13 protein-coding genes and 1 tRNA gene are annotated in these 19091 nt (G+C 32.9%); 7 read left to right on the top strand and 7 right to left on the bottom strand.

Features of this window, described 5'->3' with window-relative positions; translation table 11 throughout:
- The first annotated feature begins 104 nt into the window (after positions 1-104).
- The 5 genes from ACXGSQ_RS06655 to ACXGSQ_RS06675 all read left to right on the top strand — a co-directional run bounded on the left by ACXGSQ_RS06655 (position 105) and on the right by ACXGSQ_RS06675 (position 6302).
- Positions 105-554: a GatB/YqeY domain-containing protein gene (locus tag ACXGSQ_RS06655; RefSeq protein ID WP_458628834.1), complete on the top strand. Its 450-nt coding sequence runs from the start codon at positions 105-107 to the stop codon at positions 552-554.
- Positions 555-595: 41 nt separating this feature from the next.
- Positions 596-669 (top strand) — tRNA-Arg (locus tag ACXGSQ_RS06660).
- A gap of 245 nt (positions 670-914) precedes the next feature.
- On the top strand, positions 915-1814 hold the full coding sequence (locus ACXGSQ_RS06665; protein ID WP_458628835.1) for a hypothetical protein: 900 nt from the start codon (positions 915-917) through the stop codon (positions 1812-1814).
- A gap of 113 nt (positions 1815-1927) precedes the next feature.
- Complete coding sequence (locus tag ACXGSQ_RS06670; RefSeq protein WP_458628836.1) at positions 1928-4876, top strand: hypothetical protein; 2949 nt, start codon at positions 1928-1930, stop codon at positions 4874-4876.
- Positions 4845-6302: a caspase family protein gene (locus tag ACXGSQ_RS06675; protein ID WP_458628837.1), complete on the top strand. Its 1458-nt coding sequence runs from the start codon at positions 4845-4847 to the stop codon at positions 6300-6302. The genes ACXGSQ_RS06670 and ACXGSQ_RS06675 overlap by 32 nt, the downstream gene beginning before the upstream one ends.
- 74 nt (positions 6303-6376) lie before the next feature.
- On the opposite strand, the gene ACXGSQ_RS06680 is transcribed toward ACXGSQ_RS06675, so the two are convergent.
- The 5 genes from ACXGSQ_RS06680 to ACXGSQ_RS06700 all read right to left on the bottom strand — a co-directional run bounded on the left by ACXGSQ_RS06680 (position 6377) and on the right by ACXGSQ_RS06700 (position 13470).
- Positions 6377-7291 (bottom strand): caspase family protein, encoded by a 915-nt coding sequence (locus ACXGSQ_RS06680; protein WP_458628838.1) that lies wholly within the window; start codon positions 7289-7291, stop codon positions 6377-6379.
- On the bottom strand, positions 7273-8415 hold the full coding sequence (locus tag ACXGSQ_RS06685; protein ID WP_458628839.1) for a hypothetical protein: 1143 nt from the start codon (positions 8413-8415) through the stop codon (positions 7273-7275). The genes ACXGSQ_RS06680 and ACXGSQ_RS06685 overlap by 19 nt, the downstream gene beginning before the upstream one ends.
- Positions 8416-8418: 3 nt before the next feature.
- Positions 8419-10401 (bottom strand): caspase family protein, encoded by a 1983-nt coding sequence (locus ACXGSQ_RS06690; RefSeq protein WP_458628840.1) that lies wholly within the window; start codon positions 10399-10401, stop codon positions 8419-8421.
- 7 nt (positions 10402-10408) lie between these two features.
- The gene (locus tag ACXGSQ_RS06695) at positions 10409-11839 is read right to left on the bottom strand and encodes a hypothetical protein (RefSeq protein WP_458628841.1); all 1431 of its coding nucleotides are present in this window, start codon (positions 11837-11839) and stop codon (positions 10409-10411) included.
- A 92-nt stretch (positions 11840-11931) separates the two neighbouring features.
- Positions 11932-13470, bottom strand: coding sequence for a trypsin-like peptidase domain-containing protein (locus ACXGSQ_RS06700; protein ID WP_458628842.1), 1539 nt, complete (start codon positions 13468-13470; stop codon positions 11932-11934).
- Positions 13471-13818: 348 nt separating this feature from the next.
- On the opposite strand from ACXGSQ_RS06700, the gene ACXGSQ_RS06705 reads away from it, so the two are divergent.
- Positions 13819-14190, top strand: coding sequence for a hypothetical protein (locus tag ACXGSQ_RS06705; RefSeq protein ID WP_458628843.1), 372 nt, complete (start codon positions 13819-13821; stop codon positions 14188-14190).
- Between the two features lie 100 nt (positions 14191-14290).
- Positions 14291-14821 carry a hypothetical protein gene (locus ACXGSQ_RS06710; protein ID WP_458628844.1) on the top strand — a complete coding sequence of 177 codons (531 nt, stop codon included), beginning with the start codon at positions 14291-14293 and terminating at the stop codon, positions 14819-14821.
- Positions 14822-14946: 125 nt separating this feature from the next.
- Here the strand turns inward: ACXGSQ_RS06710 and ACXGSQ_RS06715 are convergent, their stop codons facing one another.
- Together ACXGSQ_RS06715 and ACXGSQ_RS06720 are read right to left on the bottom strand one after the other, a co-directional pair.
- Entirely contained in the window at positions 14947-16935 is a 1989-nt protein-coding gene (locus ACXGSQ_RS06715; RefSeq protein WP_458628845.1) for an FUSC family protein, read from the bottom strand.
- Between the two features lie 451 nt (positions 16936-17386).
- Positions 17387-18976 (bottom strand): FMN-binding glutamate synthase family protein, encoded by a 1590-nt coding sequence (locus ACXGSQ_RS06720; protein WP_458628846.1) that lies wholly within the window; start codon positions 18974-18976, stop codon positions 17387-17389.
- Between the last annotated feature and the right edge of the window lie 115 nt (positions 18977-19091).

A 19091-nucleotide genomic window follows, 5' to 3' on the forward strand; every position in this document is an offset into this window, starting at 1 on the left:
TTGGGCTTTTTGTTTGTAAAAAAAAATAAAGGTATCTCTGTTTCTTCTGTAAGCTAAGACGAACTTTTTAGTATCTTCGCATTCTTATTTAAAGGAACATTACTATGAGTTTACAAGTCGATATAATGACTGCTATGAAAGCAGCGATGAAAGAAAAGGATCAAACAGCTTTGGCTGCATTGAGAGCTGTAAAATCAGAAATATTATTAGCACAAACATCTACCGGATATAAAGAGGATATTTCTGAAGAAGAAGAAATAAAAATCTTGTCTAAAATGGTAAAACAACGTAAGGATAGTGCTGCTATTTTTTTAGAGCAAGATCGTAATGATTTAGCAGAACCTGAATTAGCTCAAGCAGAGATAATCAGTCAATTTTTACCGGAAGCCTTAAGCGAAGAAGAAGTTGAAAAAGTCGTTGTTGATACTATTAAAAAGATTGGAGCTGAAGGCATGAAGGATATGGGTAAGGTAATGGGAATAGTAAGTAAAGCATTGGCAGGTAAAGCTGATGGAAAAACGATTTCAAATATTGTAAAGGCTAAATTGTCTTAAATACATATACGAATAAGACACCTGTTTTTGCAGGTGTTTATGGCTGCGTAGTTCAACTGGATAGAATATCAGATTTCGGCTCTGAGGGTTGGGGGTTCGAATCCCTTCGCGGTCACAATACATAAATTGTAGTATAAAAAACGCCAAGCTTGCTTGAGCGTTTTTTTTATTGAATGTTTTTAGAGAAGTGAAGTCTGGGTTCAAAGCGTTGTTTGTAGTTGCAAAACAATATCTTTTAGGGTTTTATGGTGGTAAAAGTGGTCAATTGACTGCTTTTTCTTGTTAATAAGCTAAACATTATTGATTTTTTACTTCAATAAAAGATTAATTAATAACTTATGAGTTCTAAAACAGATTAGAATGAAGAAAATAATGACAATATTATGTGTCGTACTGATGTGTTCTTGTAAAGTTCATCAAAGATCAAACATTAAATCTAATGAAGAATTTATAGTAGAATTAAAGCGTCCTCAAACACGTGGAGGTTTAGTTGAGACTGCTTTAGAAGGTATCTTTTTTGGAGCGTCATATCTAGCAGAGAAAACATCAAAATCCTTATCAAATACTTATTCTCAGTCGCTTTCTATCAATAATTATTACAATACTGATTTAGGAAAGGTTAAAAAAACGTATAAAGAGATTCATATTAAAAAATTCTCTAAACCTGATGACACTGTAAAGAAAGATGAAATTACTGCTATTGTTAAAGATGACTTCAATAAAACACCGAAGTCTAGAGGGCATGCAAATGCACTTAATATTAATGATGTCATCAGAGTTGAAGAAGATGATTTGTTAAATTTTTACGCTGTAATTGAGTTAATTAGCGACCCAGAAAATCCTGGGATTACTAGGTTAAGTTTTAATGAATTGCGTGTGTTTTTCTCCAAAACTAAAGTGTATAGTGATGAAGATCTAAACGCTAGAGTTTCAATCGCTATTGAAGGTCAATGGAGAGGTGACGACGGTACACCCAAACATGCAACGCTGATTGAGCAAGAATACGATTTTAAAGATTTAAAATACGGAGCCGATAATTTAATTGCAAAACCAATTTTGTCTCCATGGTACTATGATATTCCTACAACCACACTTGTTGACAATAATAGTAATTACGGTGTTGTAAAAGTCAATGTAAGATTAGAAGAATATGAAGGAAATAAAAGTAAGTATATTAGTAAACTACCAAGTATGCTAAGTGATAATAAAGATGCTATTGTTACTGACGGTGCTTCTGTTATCGAAAAAATCACAAATTGATATATTGTTCTATAACCACATTGTATAGAGACGCTTTGAGATATGCTATTCTGACTTCTGTTTTAATAGTCACTTGGAATGTATTACTTGTGAGTTTTTTTAAATAAAATTATATGCGATTACCATCATTAATTGGTTTGTTTTTATGGTCTCTTGGTTTACATGCTCAAGGGGATTTTTTGGAAACGCATACAAAATTGAATGATTTACTCATCAATAAGACGGGTAATGAGTTGATGTTTGCCAATGATAGTTATATTTATTTTGCCGATTTTAATACTTTAAAAGTTAAAGATTCTATTAAAATTGTGACATCAGATAATGTTTATATTGATCAACTACAGTTGGTTAATGGCGCTAATCCATTCGTAATAATTAAGACGAAAAATAGAAATACCTACTATCAAGAGTTTTATGAATACCCAGAAGATTCTCTGTATATTTTCAATCTAAATCTTAAGTCTGTAGTCAACAAATTTGCAGGAAACTTGTATGCGAATTTTAATGAGAAAACTTCAAATCAATCTGTTGTTGCTTATAACAACTTTCGTCCTTATAACAGTCCTCGCACAAGGAAAACCTTTAATAGTGCGCGTCAAGGAGGATTGCAAGTGTTTCCTGAGAAAACCCAAGTAGCCGCTTCGGGTATAGTTCGTAATTTGAAAATAAATTCGAAGGGCAGCGAAGTAGCGATTGTTTATTTTGATTCAATTGCTAAAAACTCTGATTATTACTATACACTTGAATTACGAAGTTTACCCAATCTAGAAATTATAAATTCTAAGCCTATTGTGGGGCGCCCTAAATCAATATATTTTTCTAAGGACGATAGCTATTTAGTTTTAAAGAAGGATTACAGTACTATAGGTTCAACCTCCCTATCTGCAGAAGAAGACGTGGATATATACGAATCTAAAACCTTGAAACAACTTAGAGAGATACCCAACAGCTTATACATCGAAAATGTAATTGAAAATGGAAATGTTTGGAAGAAAGTTAAGAGTGAGGTTATTAACAACAGTTATGGAACAAATGAAATTAAGCATCGCATTTGGTCTAATTTAACGCCGTTTGCAATCATCGATGGTTTTGTTAAAATAAATAGCGATGAGCTCTTAATTTATGGAAATAAAGGCTACGGTTTTTCAGGAGAAAAAAATGGTATTTATAAGTATTCATTGTCAAATAATGCTATTTATTCAAAGAATTTAAAGGTCGCGGTGTTAGATACGTTATTTCAAAGAGATAAGGTGTTGATTTCAAATAATAAGGTGAATGGCGATCATCCTCAACTCGATAGAAATAAAAACATAATGCAATTGCATAGCGGTAAAAAATTGCAACTATGGTCTACTCTAGATAAACGAAAACTTTATGATTTTGAGTTTGATACTGCTATAAATGCGTTTTTGCACCCTTTAGGGCACTCTAGTTTTATTTTTCAGTCTTATGAAGGAAAATCATTTAATGAATTTAAATTGCGATACCTAGACTTACAGACCGGAATTGCAACTACCAAATTATTTACTGAATCCGATTTTAACGCATTACGCTCCAAGTGTTTTAACAGCGATGGGCAAGGAGATAGTTGGTTGTGTAATGATGGTACTGCGCGTCTTTGGAAGATTAATGCGAAAAGTAAAGTGATTACAGGGTTAGAGGATTATTCGAATCCTAATTATTATAGAACCGATATTGAGGTATTCAAAAATATCCCTGAAACTAACAAAGTAATAATTGCTTTAAGAAGCGTTAATGTAGCACCAAATCATTCAGTCACTGAATCAAAATTTGAAGGCTTTAAAATTTACGATTCAAATACAAATACTTTAACGGATATTTCTAATCTTAAAGAAAATCTTGAGGTGTTTCCAGTGTCATCAAACGCGTTAATATTTCAAAACGGAACTCACTTAAAACTATTTAATTTAAAGAAAGACACATCAAGAAATTTACAAGCCTTAACGGGTTATACTATTTCAAAAATTGTGAAGCATAAAAACGTAGCGAACATTATTCTTGAGAACAATGAAAAGTTTGCGGATAGTTTATTAATCTTAGAATATAAGGATGATGCAAATGAAATTTCAAATACATTTAAAGTGCCATATAGTACAGGTCATTTTTTAAATGATGACGGGTTTCATTATAAAAAATCAGACCAATATTTTACATATAATAGCACATTAAACGAAAACGTCGTTTGGGAAAACCCTGAAAGTCTGTATACCCAAAGTACAGACCTATGCCTAACGTTAGATGGTAAAATGTTATTTAGAAATGAATCGTTGTTCAATCTAAATACACTAGAGTTAGAAGCTCAAATTCCTGGGTTTTACAATAGTGTTTTACTCGAAGAGAATCAGTTGTTTTATGTAGATTCACAACAATACAATGTGGAAAAGCCATTTTTTCAGTTTAAAATTGGAGAACAGCATAATTTAGAGTCGGTCTATTGGGAGAGTGAAAAATTTTCGATAAAAGGACATGATTATCCTAACGTAACACAATTCTCCAAAAATAAAAAGTTTGTTTTAGCATATAAAACGGGATTGTATGAAGGACAGACTTTATATCTAATAAACCTAGAGGATAAAACCATAAAGACTAAGAAAATAAAGTTTCATCTTAATACTGTCCGGTTTTCTGAAGATGAATCGCGTTTAGTATTAGTTAATAGAACGAATACGTTTCCATCTCAAACCATCAGTCAATTTTACGAGACTAATACCTTTAAACTTATTAATGAGATAGATGTAAATTACAGTAGTCACATTAATACAAATAGTATACTTCATATAAACGGGTCGTACTTGGTGCATAGTCGTATTGATGCTAATCAGTTAACAGAAGTGAATCGTTATTTTGCTCGTAAACAATTGTCTATTGGAACCTATGTCGGCTCAAAAGAACTTATAGTTGCGGGTTCTGATACTGGTGAATTGGTATTTTGGAACTTCGATAATCAATCGCCTATTAAAACATGTAAAGTTTCCGATTCTGAGATTTTAAAAATTCAAGAAATTAATAATGCTTTATTTATACTTTCTAAAGATTGCTAAAGTAAGTATCGTTAGTTTAGAGGATTTAGAGCTTGAAGTCACCTGTTCTTTTTTTGAAAAAGACCAATCGGTATCCGCCGCATGGTTTACACCAGAGGGGTATTTTAAAGCAAGTAAAACAGATATTAGAAATTTTCACTTTGTAAAGGATGGTAAAGTTTTTCCTTTATTAGATTATTCATTGTTTCTGAATAGGCCAGATGTATTAATGAAAAAAGTAGGGTTTACACCAAAGTTAATTTACAATGAATACAAAAAAGCCTATTTAAAACGACTTAGTCGAAATAATTATTCTGAAAATACCGCTATTCTAAGTCTGAAAAGACCAACTGTTATTTTAAAGAATAGAGCCGATATTACCTCAATTACAAATAAAAATAATCTGTTATTGGACATTCAAAACACTTCCAACGCAGAGGAATTAACAATTTATATAAATGGTGTACCTGTTCAGAACGAAAAAATTAAGAATAAGGCTCTAATTTCTACAACTATTGTCTTAAATAATGGTATGAATCGAGTTAGTATTATCACTAAAACTGCTGAAGGTATTGAGTCTGATCCAATCACATTTGAAACTAAAACTATTATAAAAAGGGAGAAGTCAAAAGTTTATTATGTTGGTGTTGGAGTGTCAAAATATAAGGATAGCTCAATGAATTTAAAGTATGCCGATAAAGATGTACGGAGGTTAACCGATGTTTTTCTAAGTGAATTTGAAGGGAGAATAGAAATAGATACTTTGCTGAATCAAAATGTAACAAAGACCAATATCAAAGCTTTAAAAAAGAAACTTAAACAAACATCTATAGATGATACCGTGATTATTTCATTTTCAGGACATGGTTTAATTGGTGCTGATAATACATTTTATTTTGGAGTGCACGACATCGATTTTGATTCTCCTGAAATTGATGGCATTAATTATGAAGAAATCCAAGATTTACTGACTAACATTCCAGCAAGGAGGAAGCTATTATTGTTAGATGCTTGTCATAGTGGTGAGTTAGATGTCAATGAAAATACAGACACAAATACAAATATTGATGAGAAAGTGACTCAAAATATCCCCATAGGTGCCAAAGGAAGTAAGGCTAAAAAAACGGAAGGAAGTAATGGAGATACGTTTCAACTTATGCAATCATTGTTTTATGATTTAGATCGAGGTAATGGCTCGTATGTTATTTCTGCTGCAGCCGGATCTGAATTTGCTTATGAAGATGATAAATGGAAAAACGGTGTATTTACCTATAGTTTTATTAATGCACTATATGATTTGGGATATGATACGTGGCAAGGGGATTTAGGTATTCCAATTTCTAAAATTAAGAAATATGTGTACGATCATGTAAAGAAATTGACCAATAATAAACAGCAACCAACATCTCGAGCAGAAAATCTAGAATGGGATTGGGTTTTAGAATAGTCGTTTTAATCTATGCCATCAATTTCATTAAGCGATAAGTAATAGCATGGTAACATTCTATTGTAAAGCGATTATCATTCTCGTTTTAAAAAAATAAATTCGCCACCTTCATGGTTGGCATTTTTTATAACTCCATATTGTGGAATATTCTCAGTATTTGATAATACAACCTCTTGAATTGTATTAAAAAGATCACTAGATTTTAAATAACTTTTTTCATTTTCTGCTAGTGTTTTTAATAGGTATTTAATAAATACGCTTTGGTCTGGTACAGGTTTATCTAAACCACTTGTCATTGCATTTCTACCATTTTTAGTCAGTAGTTTTTTTAAGACGAAATCTGATGAATTTGTGTTTACATCTCTATTGTATTCAAATATAGATCCACTGAAACAAGCATCGCTAATAAGTAGTGTATGTTTTGTCTTTATATTGGTAATGTAGTCTTTAATATCTAAATTAGACATCCAAGTGCCTTTGTTGTCTATTTCTGCATCAGAAGGTAACCAATACCCTCGCTTAAATCCTTCGTCATAAACTCCGTGGCCAGCATAAAAAATAAGTAAGTGATCTGTAGGTGAACTTATTTCATAAATGGAATGTAAGGCCTTAAATATATCTTTACGAGTCGGGTTTTCAAGAAAGATAATATTGGCATCGTCAAAGCTGTATTTTGACCCCAAAATGGTTTTTAATTTTTTGGCGTCAGAAATGGGAAAGCTTAAATCCTTTATAGCGTCATCATTGTAGTTTTGCTCAGCAATAATCAATGCTCTATAAGTGAATTCTGTTAAAGGATTGGTTTCGTTTTTTAAAACTTTAGCTCCTCTTGTTTGTAAATTTAAAGCTCCCTGAGCACTTAATTCATTGAGTTGGTTGGTTAACAAGTCAATCTGTGTTTTAAGTGTTTTTATCTCTGCTTTTTTTAAATTATTTTCGCTTTGAAGAAAACTGATTTTTTCACTATCAGTCATTTTAGCAAAACGCATGGCTTCTTCTGCCGCTTTTTTCTAGAATCTGCCGTGCTGATCTTGGAGCTAGATTCTTTATGTCTTTGCAATTTTAGTTTCAATGTAGCAGCTTTTTTGCTGTAGGCCATAGCTTCATCAATATTACCTAAGTCATGATGTAAACTTGAAATTTCGTTTAATTTGATCAGGTATTCAGATGTTAGTTTTCCTTTTTTTATGGTTTCGATTTCTAAAACGGCAGCCTCTAACTCAGATGAGGTTTTGGGTTTGTAAGCGTCAATAGCAACGTTATAAGGCATATTGCCATTTTTGTCAAGGATATTATAAGCAAAATCATAGGTGTACATTTCGGTATAATTAGCTTTCACATATTCTAAAGAAGAATTATCCTCATTTTGAATTATAGGGTCAAAATTTATAGGTTCGGCAGAAGCAAAGCCTTTTAAGGTTAGTGTTTCATATGGTGGACCAAAATTAAAGAGGCAAGACTCTACAGAAATAGTTTGATGAGGTTCTAATCGTCTTTCGCTTCCCAAGAGAGCACAGTTCACATTAGGAATAAATGACTGTATTTCTCCTCTACTATTTATTTCAATAATACTAAAATATATAGGAAGATCCGATAGGTTGGTTACTTCTAATATCGCAACACTCTCATTAGCATTAAAGTTAATAATCCCATCGCTTTTTGATAGGTGTTGTAGAACTGGAGCGTTTACGACTTTACCATTTTTATATGTTATGGGTTTTATTTTGAATTGAAAGGCGTATAAGGGATTTTTTAATCTTAAATTTTTAATCCTATAACCATAAGCATATTGTTGAATCTTGTCTTTTATAAGTGCTAATGTTTTATTGGGTTTAGAATTGTCGATTTTATAAATAGTTTGCATTTCAGGTAACCTCGTCAAAGTATAATTGGAACCATCAAAGGCGAGTAGTAAGTTGCTGGTTTTTAAATTAGGATGTAATAGTCCTATGTGTTTATTATTTAAAAATTCTGTAAGGTCTAACTTAAAATTATCATTAGTTATTGAAGCATCTATAGTTATTTTAAGTCCTACAGAATTAAATGATGGTGCCGCTTGACTATAACCAAGGGCCACAGACCAAAATAAAACAATCGCTAAAATGCTTCTCATAGTTTATTCTTTTTTTCTTACAATTTCATAGACAAACTCCGTACTGTAGCCATCGACACGTTCTGTGGTTCTATTACTTTTACTGCCTCTAATTTGTGTAAAAGTTTGCCCAATAAAGCCTTCTAAAGGATTCTTGCTACCTCGTGTTGTATGCGCACCTCTAGATTGTACTGTTGGTTGAAAGTTGATAGGTGTTGGAGTGGCAAACCCTTTTAATATTAAGGTTTCATAAGGGGCGCCAAATTCATAATAGCAAGTTTCAAAAACCATAGTTTTACCAGGTTGAAGAAGTCTTTCGTTATCATTTAATGAACAGTCATCATTCGGCATAAAAGGAGCAACTTCTCCTTTAGAATTAATTTCGATAATACTAAAATATAAAGGTCTGTCACTTTTATTGGTAACTTCTAAAAATACAATGTCACTTGTGGTGTTTACTTTAAATTTTCCGGCTTCATCAGTAAAAGCATTTGAATCTAAATACACTATGTCTTGTGTTTTTTCGTCTCGTTTGGCTGGTATCAATTTAAATTCAAATTCATAATCTAAATTCTTAAGACTTAATTCTTTGAGGTAACTGCCTTGTGCATAGTTAAAAATAGCTGTGTTTAAATTTTTAAAATTATAGTCACCATCAATTTTTGTTTGGGTATAGATGTTTGATTTTCCATTAACGGTTTCTATAGCAATGCTGTTTTTCGATTCCGAAATAATAAGATTTGCATCTAGAGTATCATTAACTATTTTACCTAATTGTTTTTCATCTAAAAAAGTTTTGATGGCAGTTTTAGCTGTTTTAGATTGTAATGAATGGTCAAAATAGAGCTTCATATGAATATCTCCGTAAGTCGGTTGGTCTATAAAAACCCAATATGATTTCTCGTTTGTAGTACTTAACTGCTTGTCTAATTTAATTATAGATTCATTAAACGTTGTTGTTTGTATGGTGCCTTTAGAAATGATATTCTTTTCGTTTACTTTAGTTGTTCCGGCAGGTAAAATTAAAACAGTTGTACCATCAAATAAACGTTGTAATTTTCCTGCATTTATTTTTATGATATCTGGTCGGGAGACTTTTGAAACCTCATAATAAGGCTGTTGTTTTACATAGTCACCTTTAAATAATTTGTAATCGATATCTCCTTCAATGGTTGGAGTTTGTTTTGGCGAAATGACATTCATATTTGCCGAAATTGAAGAGAATAATTTGCGATAGGTGAAGTCGGAACCTAGCTCATTCATGGCTTTAGAAAACGCAAAACTAAGTGAGCCATAACCGTCGTATTCATAGTTTAATTCATCTGCAGAAGCACCTGATAGCATTACGAATGGAGCGGCTTCTGGGGTTGCAATAGTGCGTTCTACCATAGCACTACCTGTTGTGTTCTTATCTGAAGTAGGAGTCCAATTTGGTGGAGCAAATGTGGCTTCTCCACCACGAGCAATTCCTCCTCTAGTTGAAGAGCCTGAATGGCAACTATCTAATAGCATTAAAAGCTGACCATGTTTACCTAATTTATTTCTGAAATTGGCAATGATATTTCCTAACTCATCATCTCTAATATGATTTTCACCTTTATAGTTCGAAGTGTATCGGACCAAGGCGTCATAAGGGACAATGGCTTCATCTTTGCCATCAATTTCATCTCCATTATTGTCAAAAATCTGTTGACCATGCCCAGAATAATGAATCACAACAATATCACCAGGTTTGATTTTTGATTGTAAATCTTCGATGGCTTTTAAAATGCCAGCTCTCGTAGCAGAAGCATTGGTGAGTATTATAATGTTTTCAAGTTTAAAATTTTGATTCAGTAATGCGTTTTTAATTAAAGGTACGTCATTAGTTGAGCTTATAGACGACCAGCCTGTTTTAGCTGGATAGTCTCCAATGGCAACAATAAGGCCATATTTTTCAGCCATAGCATTTAAACTAAACATTAGAGCAATAAGGAGGAGGACTTGTTTTTTCATAATTGTTATCATTAATGGTTTAGTTTAAATCAAAGAGGCTAAAGGAAATTCCAAAATAGTAACCAAAATCATAGACGTTCTTAGTAAAACTGTCTGTACTGTTAAAAGGAGTTACATCACCGACTTCCGTGCCGTTGGTTAATTTTTTTATCGGTCCATAAGCAACTCCACCCGAAAGTGATAAGCGACTATCGCTTCCAAAGAAAAGCGAAGGTCCAAATAGGAAATTAATACCATTAACATTATTGTCTCCAGAAATTGGAATAGACAAACCAAAGCTTCCTCCTACATTAAAATTCTCTCCTAAATAAGGATAAAAGTTAATCATGGTACTTAAATTAGGAGTATAAAAATCATTTTTATCGGCTCCAATAACTCCACTTTCATCTATAAAATAATCATTTGATTTGGATCCAAAATTATTTAATGTCATTGCAACACTGGTGTTAATTTTAAATCCACCTCTAGAAAATAATTTTATGTTTCTCGTTTTTAATGTGGTAGAGCCACCATCATTTTCAATATCACTAGAGAAATCACTTTGTACAAATTTAAGTTCAATATTTACTTTGTCTGCTGATATTTCATAATCATACGTTTGCTCAAAGTTGGAAGCTTCTAGCACAGTATATAAGGAGCGTAATTCTTCTAAACTTTGTAAACTTTGATCGGTTGACTTATTAAGGTTAGTCATAAGATGCTGTAAATCGGCTAAAGCAATGTTGCGAGAGGTTAACTCTCCTCGAGTAAGATCGGTGTCGTTGGCAATCTCAGTTTCAACAGCACCAGACATGGTCTTAACATTACTTTCCAATTGTGAACGACTTTCTTTAATGGATTTTTCAACCTTAGCTAAATAGACATAAAAATTGTCTTTTGCACTTGGTAAGCGTACATCTTGTTCAGTGTCTGCAGTTTCTATAAGATTTTTTAGAATGGTTTCTTTATCTAAATTTGGATTTAAGAGATTAGACAGTAAGGTTGTTTTTAATGCCGAAACATTTGTAATGGTATTGTTTAAATCTTCAAAATTACTAGTGGCCAAAGCACTTCCTCTTGTGCCAGCTTCTGATCTAAACATATTAGAGTCAGGAAGGTTAGAAGTATTTAAATCGATGTTGTCTCCTGTAAAAGAGTTGATTCCGCCTAGTAAGGAGCTGAAATTAAAACCTTGTCCATTAGAAATTAAGTCTTCTTCCTTAACATCAGTCTTTACTTGTACAGCAAATGGATTGATGTTTTTGAGCTTAAGCTCAACTAGGCTATTTCGTTTTAACTTAGGATTATTGAGGGTATCTATTACTATATTGTTTTTATCTAGTTTTAGATATCTCACTGTCTCAGTAGCATAATCGTAGGTGATTCTGTAGCGCTCTTGAGCGGTTAGTGCGCCAAATAATAGAAAACCAAATACAATTAAAATACTTTTAGTAGCGGTGTTTTTTTTCATGATGATGCGTTTAAATTTAAACCTGATTTATTGTTTTACTTTTCAGTATGTTTTATTATTTAGTTTAGGGTGATTGACACTGCGCTATGGAATTATCCTTTTCTTGATTTTTTCAAAAACTTTGCTAAAGTTTTATGCTTTGCTTTCTTTGCAAGTTTCTCAGGATAGTTTTTGTCAGTGTTTTTAGCATTAGCATCAACACCTTTATCTATAAGTATTTTAGCTATTTCTGTATTGCCTGTTTGGGCTACTAAGTGTAATAGATTATCACCGTTACTCGTTATTATATTTGTATTTGCACCATAATAGATTAAGATTTCAGCTACTGTAGTTCTGTTATTTAATACTGCATTTTGCAATGCGGAATATTTTGAATTCATCCCAGCATCAGCTAAAATAGCCTTCGCTAAAATAATTTTAAGAGCTTCAGTATTATTTTTAGAAATTGCAAGATCAATCAGCTCTCTAGCAAAATCATCAGAAATAGTTTCAGAAGTATTACTTAAGATATGGTCTAAAGCTGCATTGTCATTATAATTAAGTGCTAGGGTTTCAAAACGACCATTTTGATTTGTGTAATCACTATTAAAAATCCAATTGTAGATACTCCATGAATTAAATCGGTCCTTTAGATTGTGCTGTATGGCATATTCTATATTTTCATAGATAGCCATCAAGAGTGTTTCTGGCGGTATTGCAGTGATTTTGTGTGCTTGGCAACCGGCTGTGTAATTAACAGAATCCCACTGTACCGTTTTAATACAGTCACAGTCTTCATTATATGTGTAATCGCCCGTGTATGTCTCATCAACGGCACTATATGCTACGGCACCTCTAACTAAAATGCCTTCAATAAAACCATTTTGGTCAAAAACAGGACCTCCAGAATTTCCTGGAAATGAATCAATATTACTTTTAAACCAATTACTAGGAGAATTATCAACGACGACAGCATTTGTAGAAAATTTTAAGGGTAATCCTGTTGGACATCCAATAGTGTTAATTGCTCCACTTTCTAATACAGTTCCGCTAGTTCTAAAACGGTAAGGAGCTCTATCAGACTGCCGTTTTAGCTTCAAGATGGCATAATCATTATTGGTGTCATCATCAAAGGTAGAAGCGATAATGCTTTCAACTTCAAAAATATTTTCAGATTTAAAATTAAGTCGATTGCCATCTATGAAGTCAGACTCATTTGTATAATCAAATACCCAAACGGATCTATTGGCGTCTTCCATAGAGTTTATACAATGTCCGGCCGTAACCATAACATCTGGTGCAATTAAGAATCCTGTGCAAGAACCAACGGTTGGTTGGTCTAAGAACTTTACGTTTGGATGAAATTTATCCGTTTCAAATTTTTGTATTAGCAAATCGCGCAAGGACCAGGCATAGAATTCATCATCGTAGATGTTCTGTTTAGAAATCATAACCGCTGTGGCTCTTACAAAGTCTTCGTACCCTTCCGCATCTTTAACTTCTAGACGTCCATCTTCCCCAAAAATGCCTCTAGCGACTTTAGAACCTGGTTCTGCAAAAGGGTATTCAATGTCTTTGTTTTGGGATGTTTCTTGTGAAAAAAGAGATAAATTAAAAGTCGCCAATAGCAGGAATAGGTAGTGTGTTCTCATCGTAAATGTTAATTAATAGCTCGATAAAGTTATTCTTTTTTATTCTTTTAACAAGTAAATTGATGCGTAATGAAGTTGAAATGTGCATTATTTCAGTCAATTAGGGGGTGTTTGGTAAGTTTTTATGTGTGGAATGGATTGTTATTTTTGATAACGGATTAAATTGAAATATAAACTTATTAAGAAGCTTGATGTATTATTGTCTTAATGCTTTAAGTCCAATTTGAAGCTAATGAATGACAATTTATTTTGTCAATTACCTATAAAAAAAGGACAATAATTTAACAATCATTTTGCAAAGGATTATTGAATTATAGATTTACTTTGTATTATAATTTGAATTTAAAAATGTTTAAAACACTATTTCATATAGTATTGTTTATTGTTGGCATGAGTGTTTCTGCTCAGGCCGTCAATATCGAATTACTCAATAGTGATTTAGAGTATTCAAAGACTGATACCACCTCTAGTGAAGTATACACATTAGCGTCACCTCAGGATTTGTTTTTTGATATTCAAACGGAGGACTATAGTGTTGTTATTGTTTCTGTTACGGAACCTTCTTCATCCGATGAGATTTCGGTAAATATAGATGGTATTACTAATTACAGTAACTATCTTTTAACAGTACAACGCTCTCAATATGTTAAAGCGAAGCGCAATAGTTTTAATAATTTTCATTTAAGGGAAACCCTTTTTCCATTTCATTCTTTTTGGTAATACTGGTGTTATAATCTCATTTACATGAGGTCGTTTTATGGCATAAAACTGTCGTATTAATACATACACTTAAAATTACTATCAAAAAATATCAAATATTATGGAATCTGGATTATATATTATCGATGCGATTATAATCGCTATTGTTGTTTTACCTTTTGCACTCTTTGTAAGTGGAAGACAAAAAAGAAAACGAAAGTTGCGTAAGGCCCTTGAGCAAGTTGCAACACGAAGCAATTGTAAATTAAGTAAAATAGATACGTATAGCAATTTTGCAATAGGTTGGGACGAGGCTGAAGAAAAACTGCTTTTTTATAAAGAAATGGAAGATTCGGCCTATGCTAAGGTGATCGATTTAAAAGCAATAACGTCTTGTAGAATTGTAAAAGACGCTAAACGTGTTAAGGATAAAAAGACGCACTACGATGTTATTGAAAAATTACAATTGTCTTTTGAGCCTAAGCATAAAAAAGACAATGTAAGCTTAGAACTTTATAATAATGACGATGAAATGGTTTTAGGTAATGAGCTTGTTGTGGCACAAGAATGGGAAGCATTTCTCAATAAATACTTGGCTAATAAGCATCAAGGCATAGCTTCAGAAAATCAGAAAGAAATGGCGGCTGCTTAAGCATTGCATAGGTAATACCGCAGCAGATGTGATTAGAGTTTGAAATTAAAAAAAGGCTTCTTTTAATACGTGTTTTAAAAGAGGTCTTTTTGATTTTTGCAGTGCGTTTTATAATTCAAACACAATCATTCTACATTAAACTTGGCGGTTAATTTTAGCATCTTCTCACTTAAGCTAAATAACCAATATAATTGTTCCCATATTAAGTGGGCTTCTTTATGTGAATGCTCATTATCAGATTGTGAAATGGCATTGTTTGTAATACGATTTATGGGGAATTCAAAATGATCTGTGGTGTAAGTTTTAGTTTCAATGTTAGGTTTAGAACCTTCAAAATTTATGGCCTTTAATTGTGAGCAGACTTTATTTAAATTAGCATTTATTTTTTCTGAAATAAGCTTAAAATTATCAGAAGCTTCAGTGGTTGTATGATTTTGAATATAGGAGCTCAACGATGCTAATGAAGATAAGAAACTATGGTTAATTACAACCAATTCGTAAATGTCCTCTATGTGGTTTTGTTTCGATTCAGGTTCTTGTGCCATTCTTTGAAACGCAGCACTTAAATTAGAAGTTTGTAAAAAGGCTTCTTTACGATTAATTTTTAAGCTTGTAGGAATCGCCCCTTTTTTTTCATAATAGCTGCTAATAGATTTAAAAAATGCGGTATTGGCAACTAAGCTATCTTTTATATGATTGCCTATGTCCATAAAAGACCAAGCTGGCCATAACCAGCGCATTGCGGTATATGAAAGTGCTGCTCCAATTATGGTATCTATAACTCTAAACTGGATAACCTTTATAATATCGGGTTGTAAAATGGCATAAATAAAAATAACACTTAGGGTTATAAATGTTGCGGAGGCTTTATAGTTTTTCTGTACCATTGAAAATGCGATAACCAAAGAACAGACTCCTAAAGCACCAAAAACATAAGGGTTTGAAATAAGAAACACCAATCCACTAGCTAATGCAGCACCAATGAGTGTTCCAATGATTCGATCTTTTGTTCGGGTTTTAGTTAAGCCATAACTCGGTCGCATAATAACAATAATGGTTAACATAATCCAATAGGGGTTTTGAAAATGGAAGAATAGACCAACACCGTAACCTAATACTACGGTCACAGCTAAGCGTAAGGAATGTTTAAAAATTGTTGATCTAAAGCTGAGATTTCTAAGGATTAAGTTGGGATTGTAATCTTGCCTATCAATAAAGCGTTTTAGCTTATCGTTTTTTATAATATCGTCTGTTGTTAATTCAGGATTCCCTAATAGCCATTTAATTTTTTTTAGTTTTCCAAATTGCTTTTTTTGATAGTCTAATAAATTCTGAAGCATTAGATATTGTTCGTAATCTTCAGGATGCTCTTCATTTTTAAAAGCTATAATATTATTTTCGAGTGTTTTAAATGCCTCTGAAAGTCTTTTGTTTGAAGGGAATTGCTTAGGTTTATTGATATGCTTTGTAATGGCTCGCAATTGGCTAGAGAACTCCGTAATTAAGTTTTGGAAATCGGATTGAAACTGAGGATGCTTGTTAAAAAGAGCATCCATTTTATCATAATTTACAGGATTTGCAATCGCGGTTTCTAATATTTCAATCAATTGAACAAAAACTAATAGTCGTCTACTTTGATAGTTCGATTTACCAGAATGTTTTCGTGATAAGACTAAGGTTTCGCGTAACGTTTTGTGAAGCTCAGTTAATTCAATTTGCAATGTCATAAGTTGCTTTTGCAGAGCAACGCGGTTAGGTTGTTCTCCTATGAGTTGTTTTCTAGTATCTAAAAAATCTGCAGTTAATACGAAGGTTTCATTGAGCGCTTCTTCGGTTTGTGCCTTGGGATTGAGAAGGTACCAAATAGTTGATAGTACTAAATACCACAATCCACCGGCTCCAATTAACAATGCATATTGGTATACTTCTAGGGTCTTTGTAGTATGCGCAAAGCTTAAAACTAAAGCCAATAAACCCGAAAAGCTAATTAATGATGCTCTAAAACCATAAATGGATATAAATGCAATGCTAAAAGTTAATATTCCTAAAATAGGGAATAGAAAGATATTAAAGACCTCTAAATAGCCGCCTATAAAACTAATAATAACGACCATAATAGAAGAAAACAGAATGCCAACCTGTTTGTGTTTTAAACTACCGCTAACATCACTAGGTGAGCACCAAAATCCACCAAAACAGAGCGCAAGACCAATTTCAAAATGATTAGTGGCAATCCCTAAAATAATAGGAACCGTAACAGCAATACCAATTAAAACGGCTTTTGAAAAGCTAGTGCTCTTAAAGAATTCTAGTAATTCTTTAGTATGATTTGATATCAGATTATAAATAAGATTGGAGATTTAAACATTAGCAACAAAGATACAACTAGAATGCTAAAGCAGGTTTTAATAAGGAGGAGGGAATTAAAAATTATTGAAGGAAGAAGAACTAAAATAGGATAAAGCGAATTGTTGTACTACTTTTTTATTTCAATAGGATAGGTTAAAAACAACAATGCCTTCAAAATAGAAGGCATTGTTGATATATCGGTGTGATATTATTGTATTACTTCATAATACGAGTCAATTGGAAGAATTTTTTGTAATCTTCAGGAATGGTATCAATATTTAATAAAGAGCCCTCTTCAATTGTAGGGTAGATGTCAGCGTAAGTTTTTACATCGTATAAGCCAACACGTTTACTAATATGTTCACGTTCTAACTCATCAGGGCTGTTAAGTCCTGCAGCGGCAACAAGCTCTAAGAAACTGTGAATAGTCGCTTCGTGGTAGCGGTGTGCTCTTGGTGCTTTATCTTCTACAACTAATCCTTTTACTAAGGATGGGTTTTGTGTTGCTACACCAACAGGACATGTGTTTGTATTACACTGTAAGGCTTGAATACAACCAATAGAAAGCATCATAGCTCGTGCACTATTACAACCATCTGCACCTAAGGCTAAGGCTCTTGCCATGTGGAAACCTGTGATGATTTTTCCGGCAACAATCACTTTAATATCCTTTCTTAAGTTGAAACCAACTAAGGTATCATGGACAAAAATTAACCCTTCACGTAAAGGCATTCCCATAGAGTTAGAAAACTCAACAGGCGCAGCACCTGTTCCTCCTTCACCACCATCTACGGTAATAAAATCAGGGAGTATTCCTGTGAAAATCATAGCTTCACAAAAATCCATAAATTCTTGTTTTCTACCTAGACATAACTTAAATCCAATAGGTTTTCCATCAGAAAGATCTCTAAGTTTTTTAATAAAATGCATAAATTGTATGGGGTCTGCAAAGGCAGAATGCGATGGAGGCGAGTGTACTGCAACACCAGGTTTGACGTGTCTGATTTTTGCGATTTCTTCCGTGTTTTTCGAAGCTGGTAAAATACCACCATGGCCAGGTTTAGCTCCTTGAGATAATTTTATTTCTATCATTTTTACTTCAGGGCGTAAGGCATTTTTTCTAAAAGTAACCTCGTTAAAAGTGCCATCATCGTGTCTACAGCCAAAATACCCTGTGCCTATTTGCCAAATTAAATCACCACCATGTTTTAAATGATGATCACTTATCGCACCTTCACCTGTGTTATGAGCAAAATTACCCATTTTCGCACCTTTGTTTAAGGCGAGAATAGCGTTATTACTCAACGAACCAAAACTCATGGCGGATATGTTTAATAAACTTGAAGAGTAAGGTTGTTTACAATCTTTTCCTCCAATTATTAAACGTGGAAATTCACCAATATCCTTTGGGTTTGTTTTGGCATACATAGAGTGTTCTAACCATTCGTAACCCGAATGATAAAGATCCATTTGCGTTCCAAAAGGTTCGGTGTCGTTTTCACCTTTAGCCCTTCTGTAAATTAAAGATCGTAAAATACGATTGAGTGGCCTTCCTTCTGTATCTGTTTCAACAAAATACTGCATAATTTCCGGACGTATAGATTCTAGCATATATCTAAATCTTCCTAATAATGGAAAATTTCGTCGGATGGTATGCGCTTTTTGTAAAATGTCAAAAACACCCATAAGAATGAGTGGGCCAACTAACAGGAATGCCCATAAAATAGGAGGCCAATAAATCGCTATTCCAACGATAGCTAAAACTACAATTGTAGAAATTACAATAAAGTACTCACGGACTTTCATAGTGAAATTTTTAAATTAATTGGCAAAGATAAGATTACCCAATCGAATAATAAACTATAATTATGTAGTTTGTCTTTTTTTGCTAATTATTTTTTCAAATCAATAATTATCTTGG

The organism is Winogradskyella sp. PC D3.3, assembly GCF_054366245.1.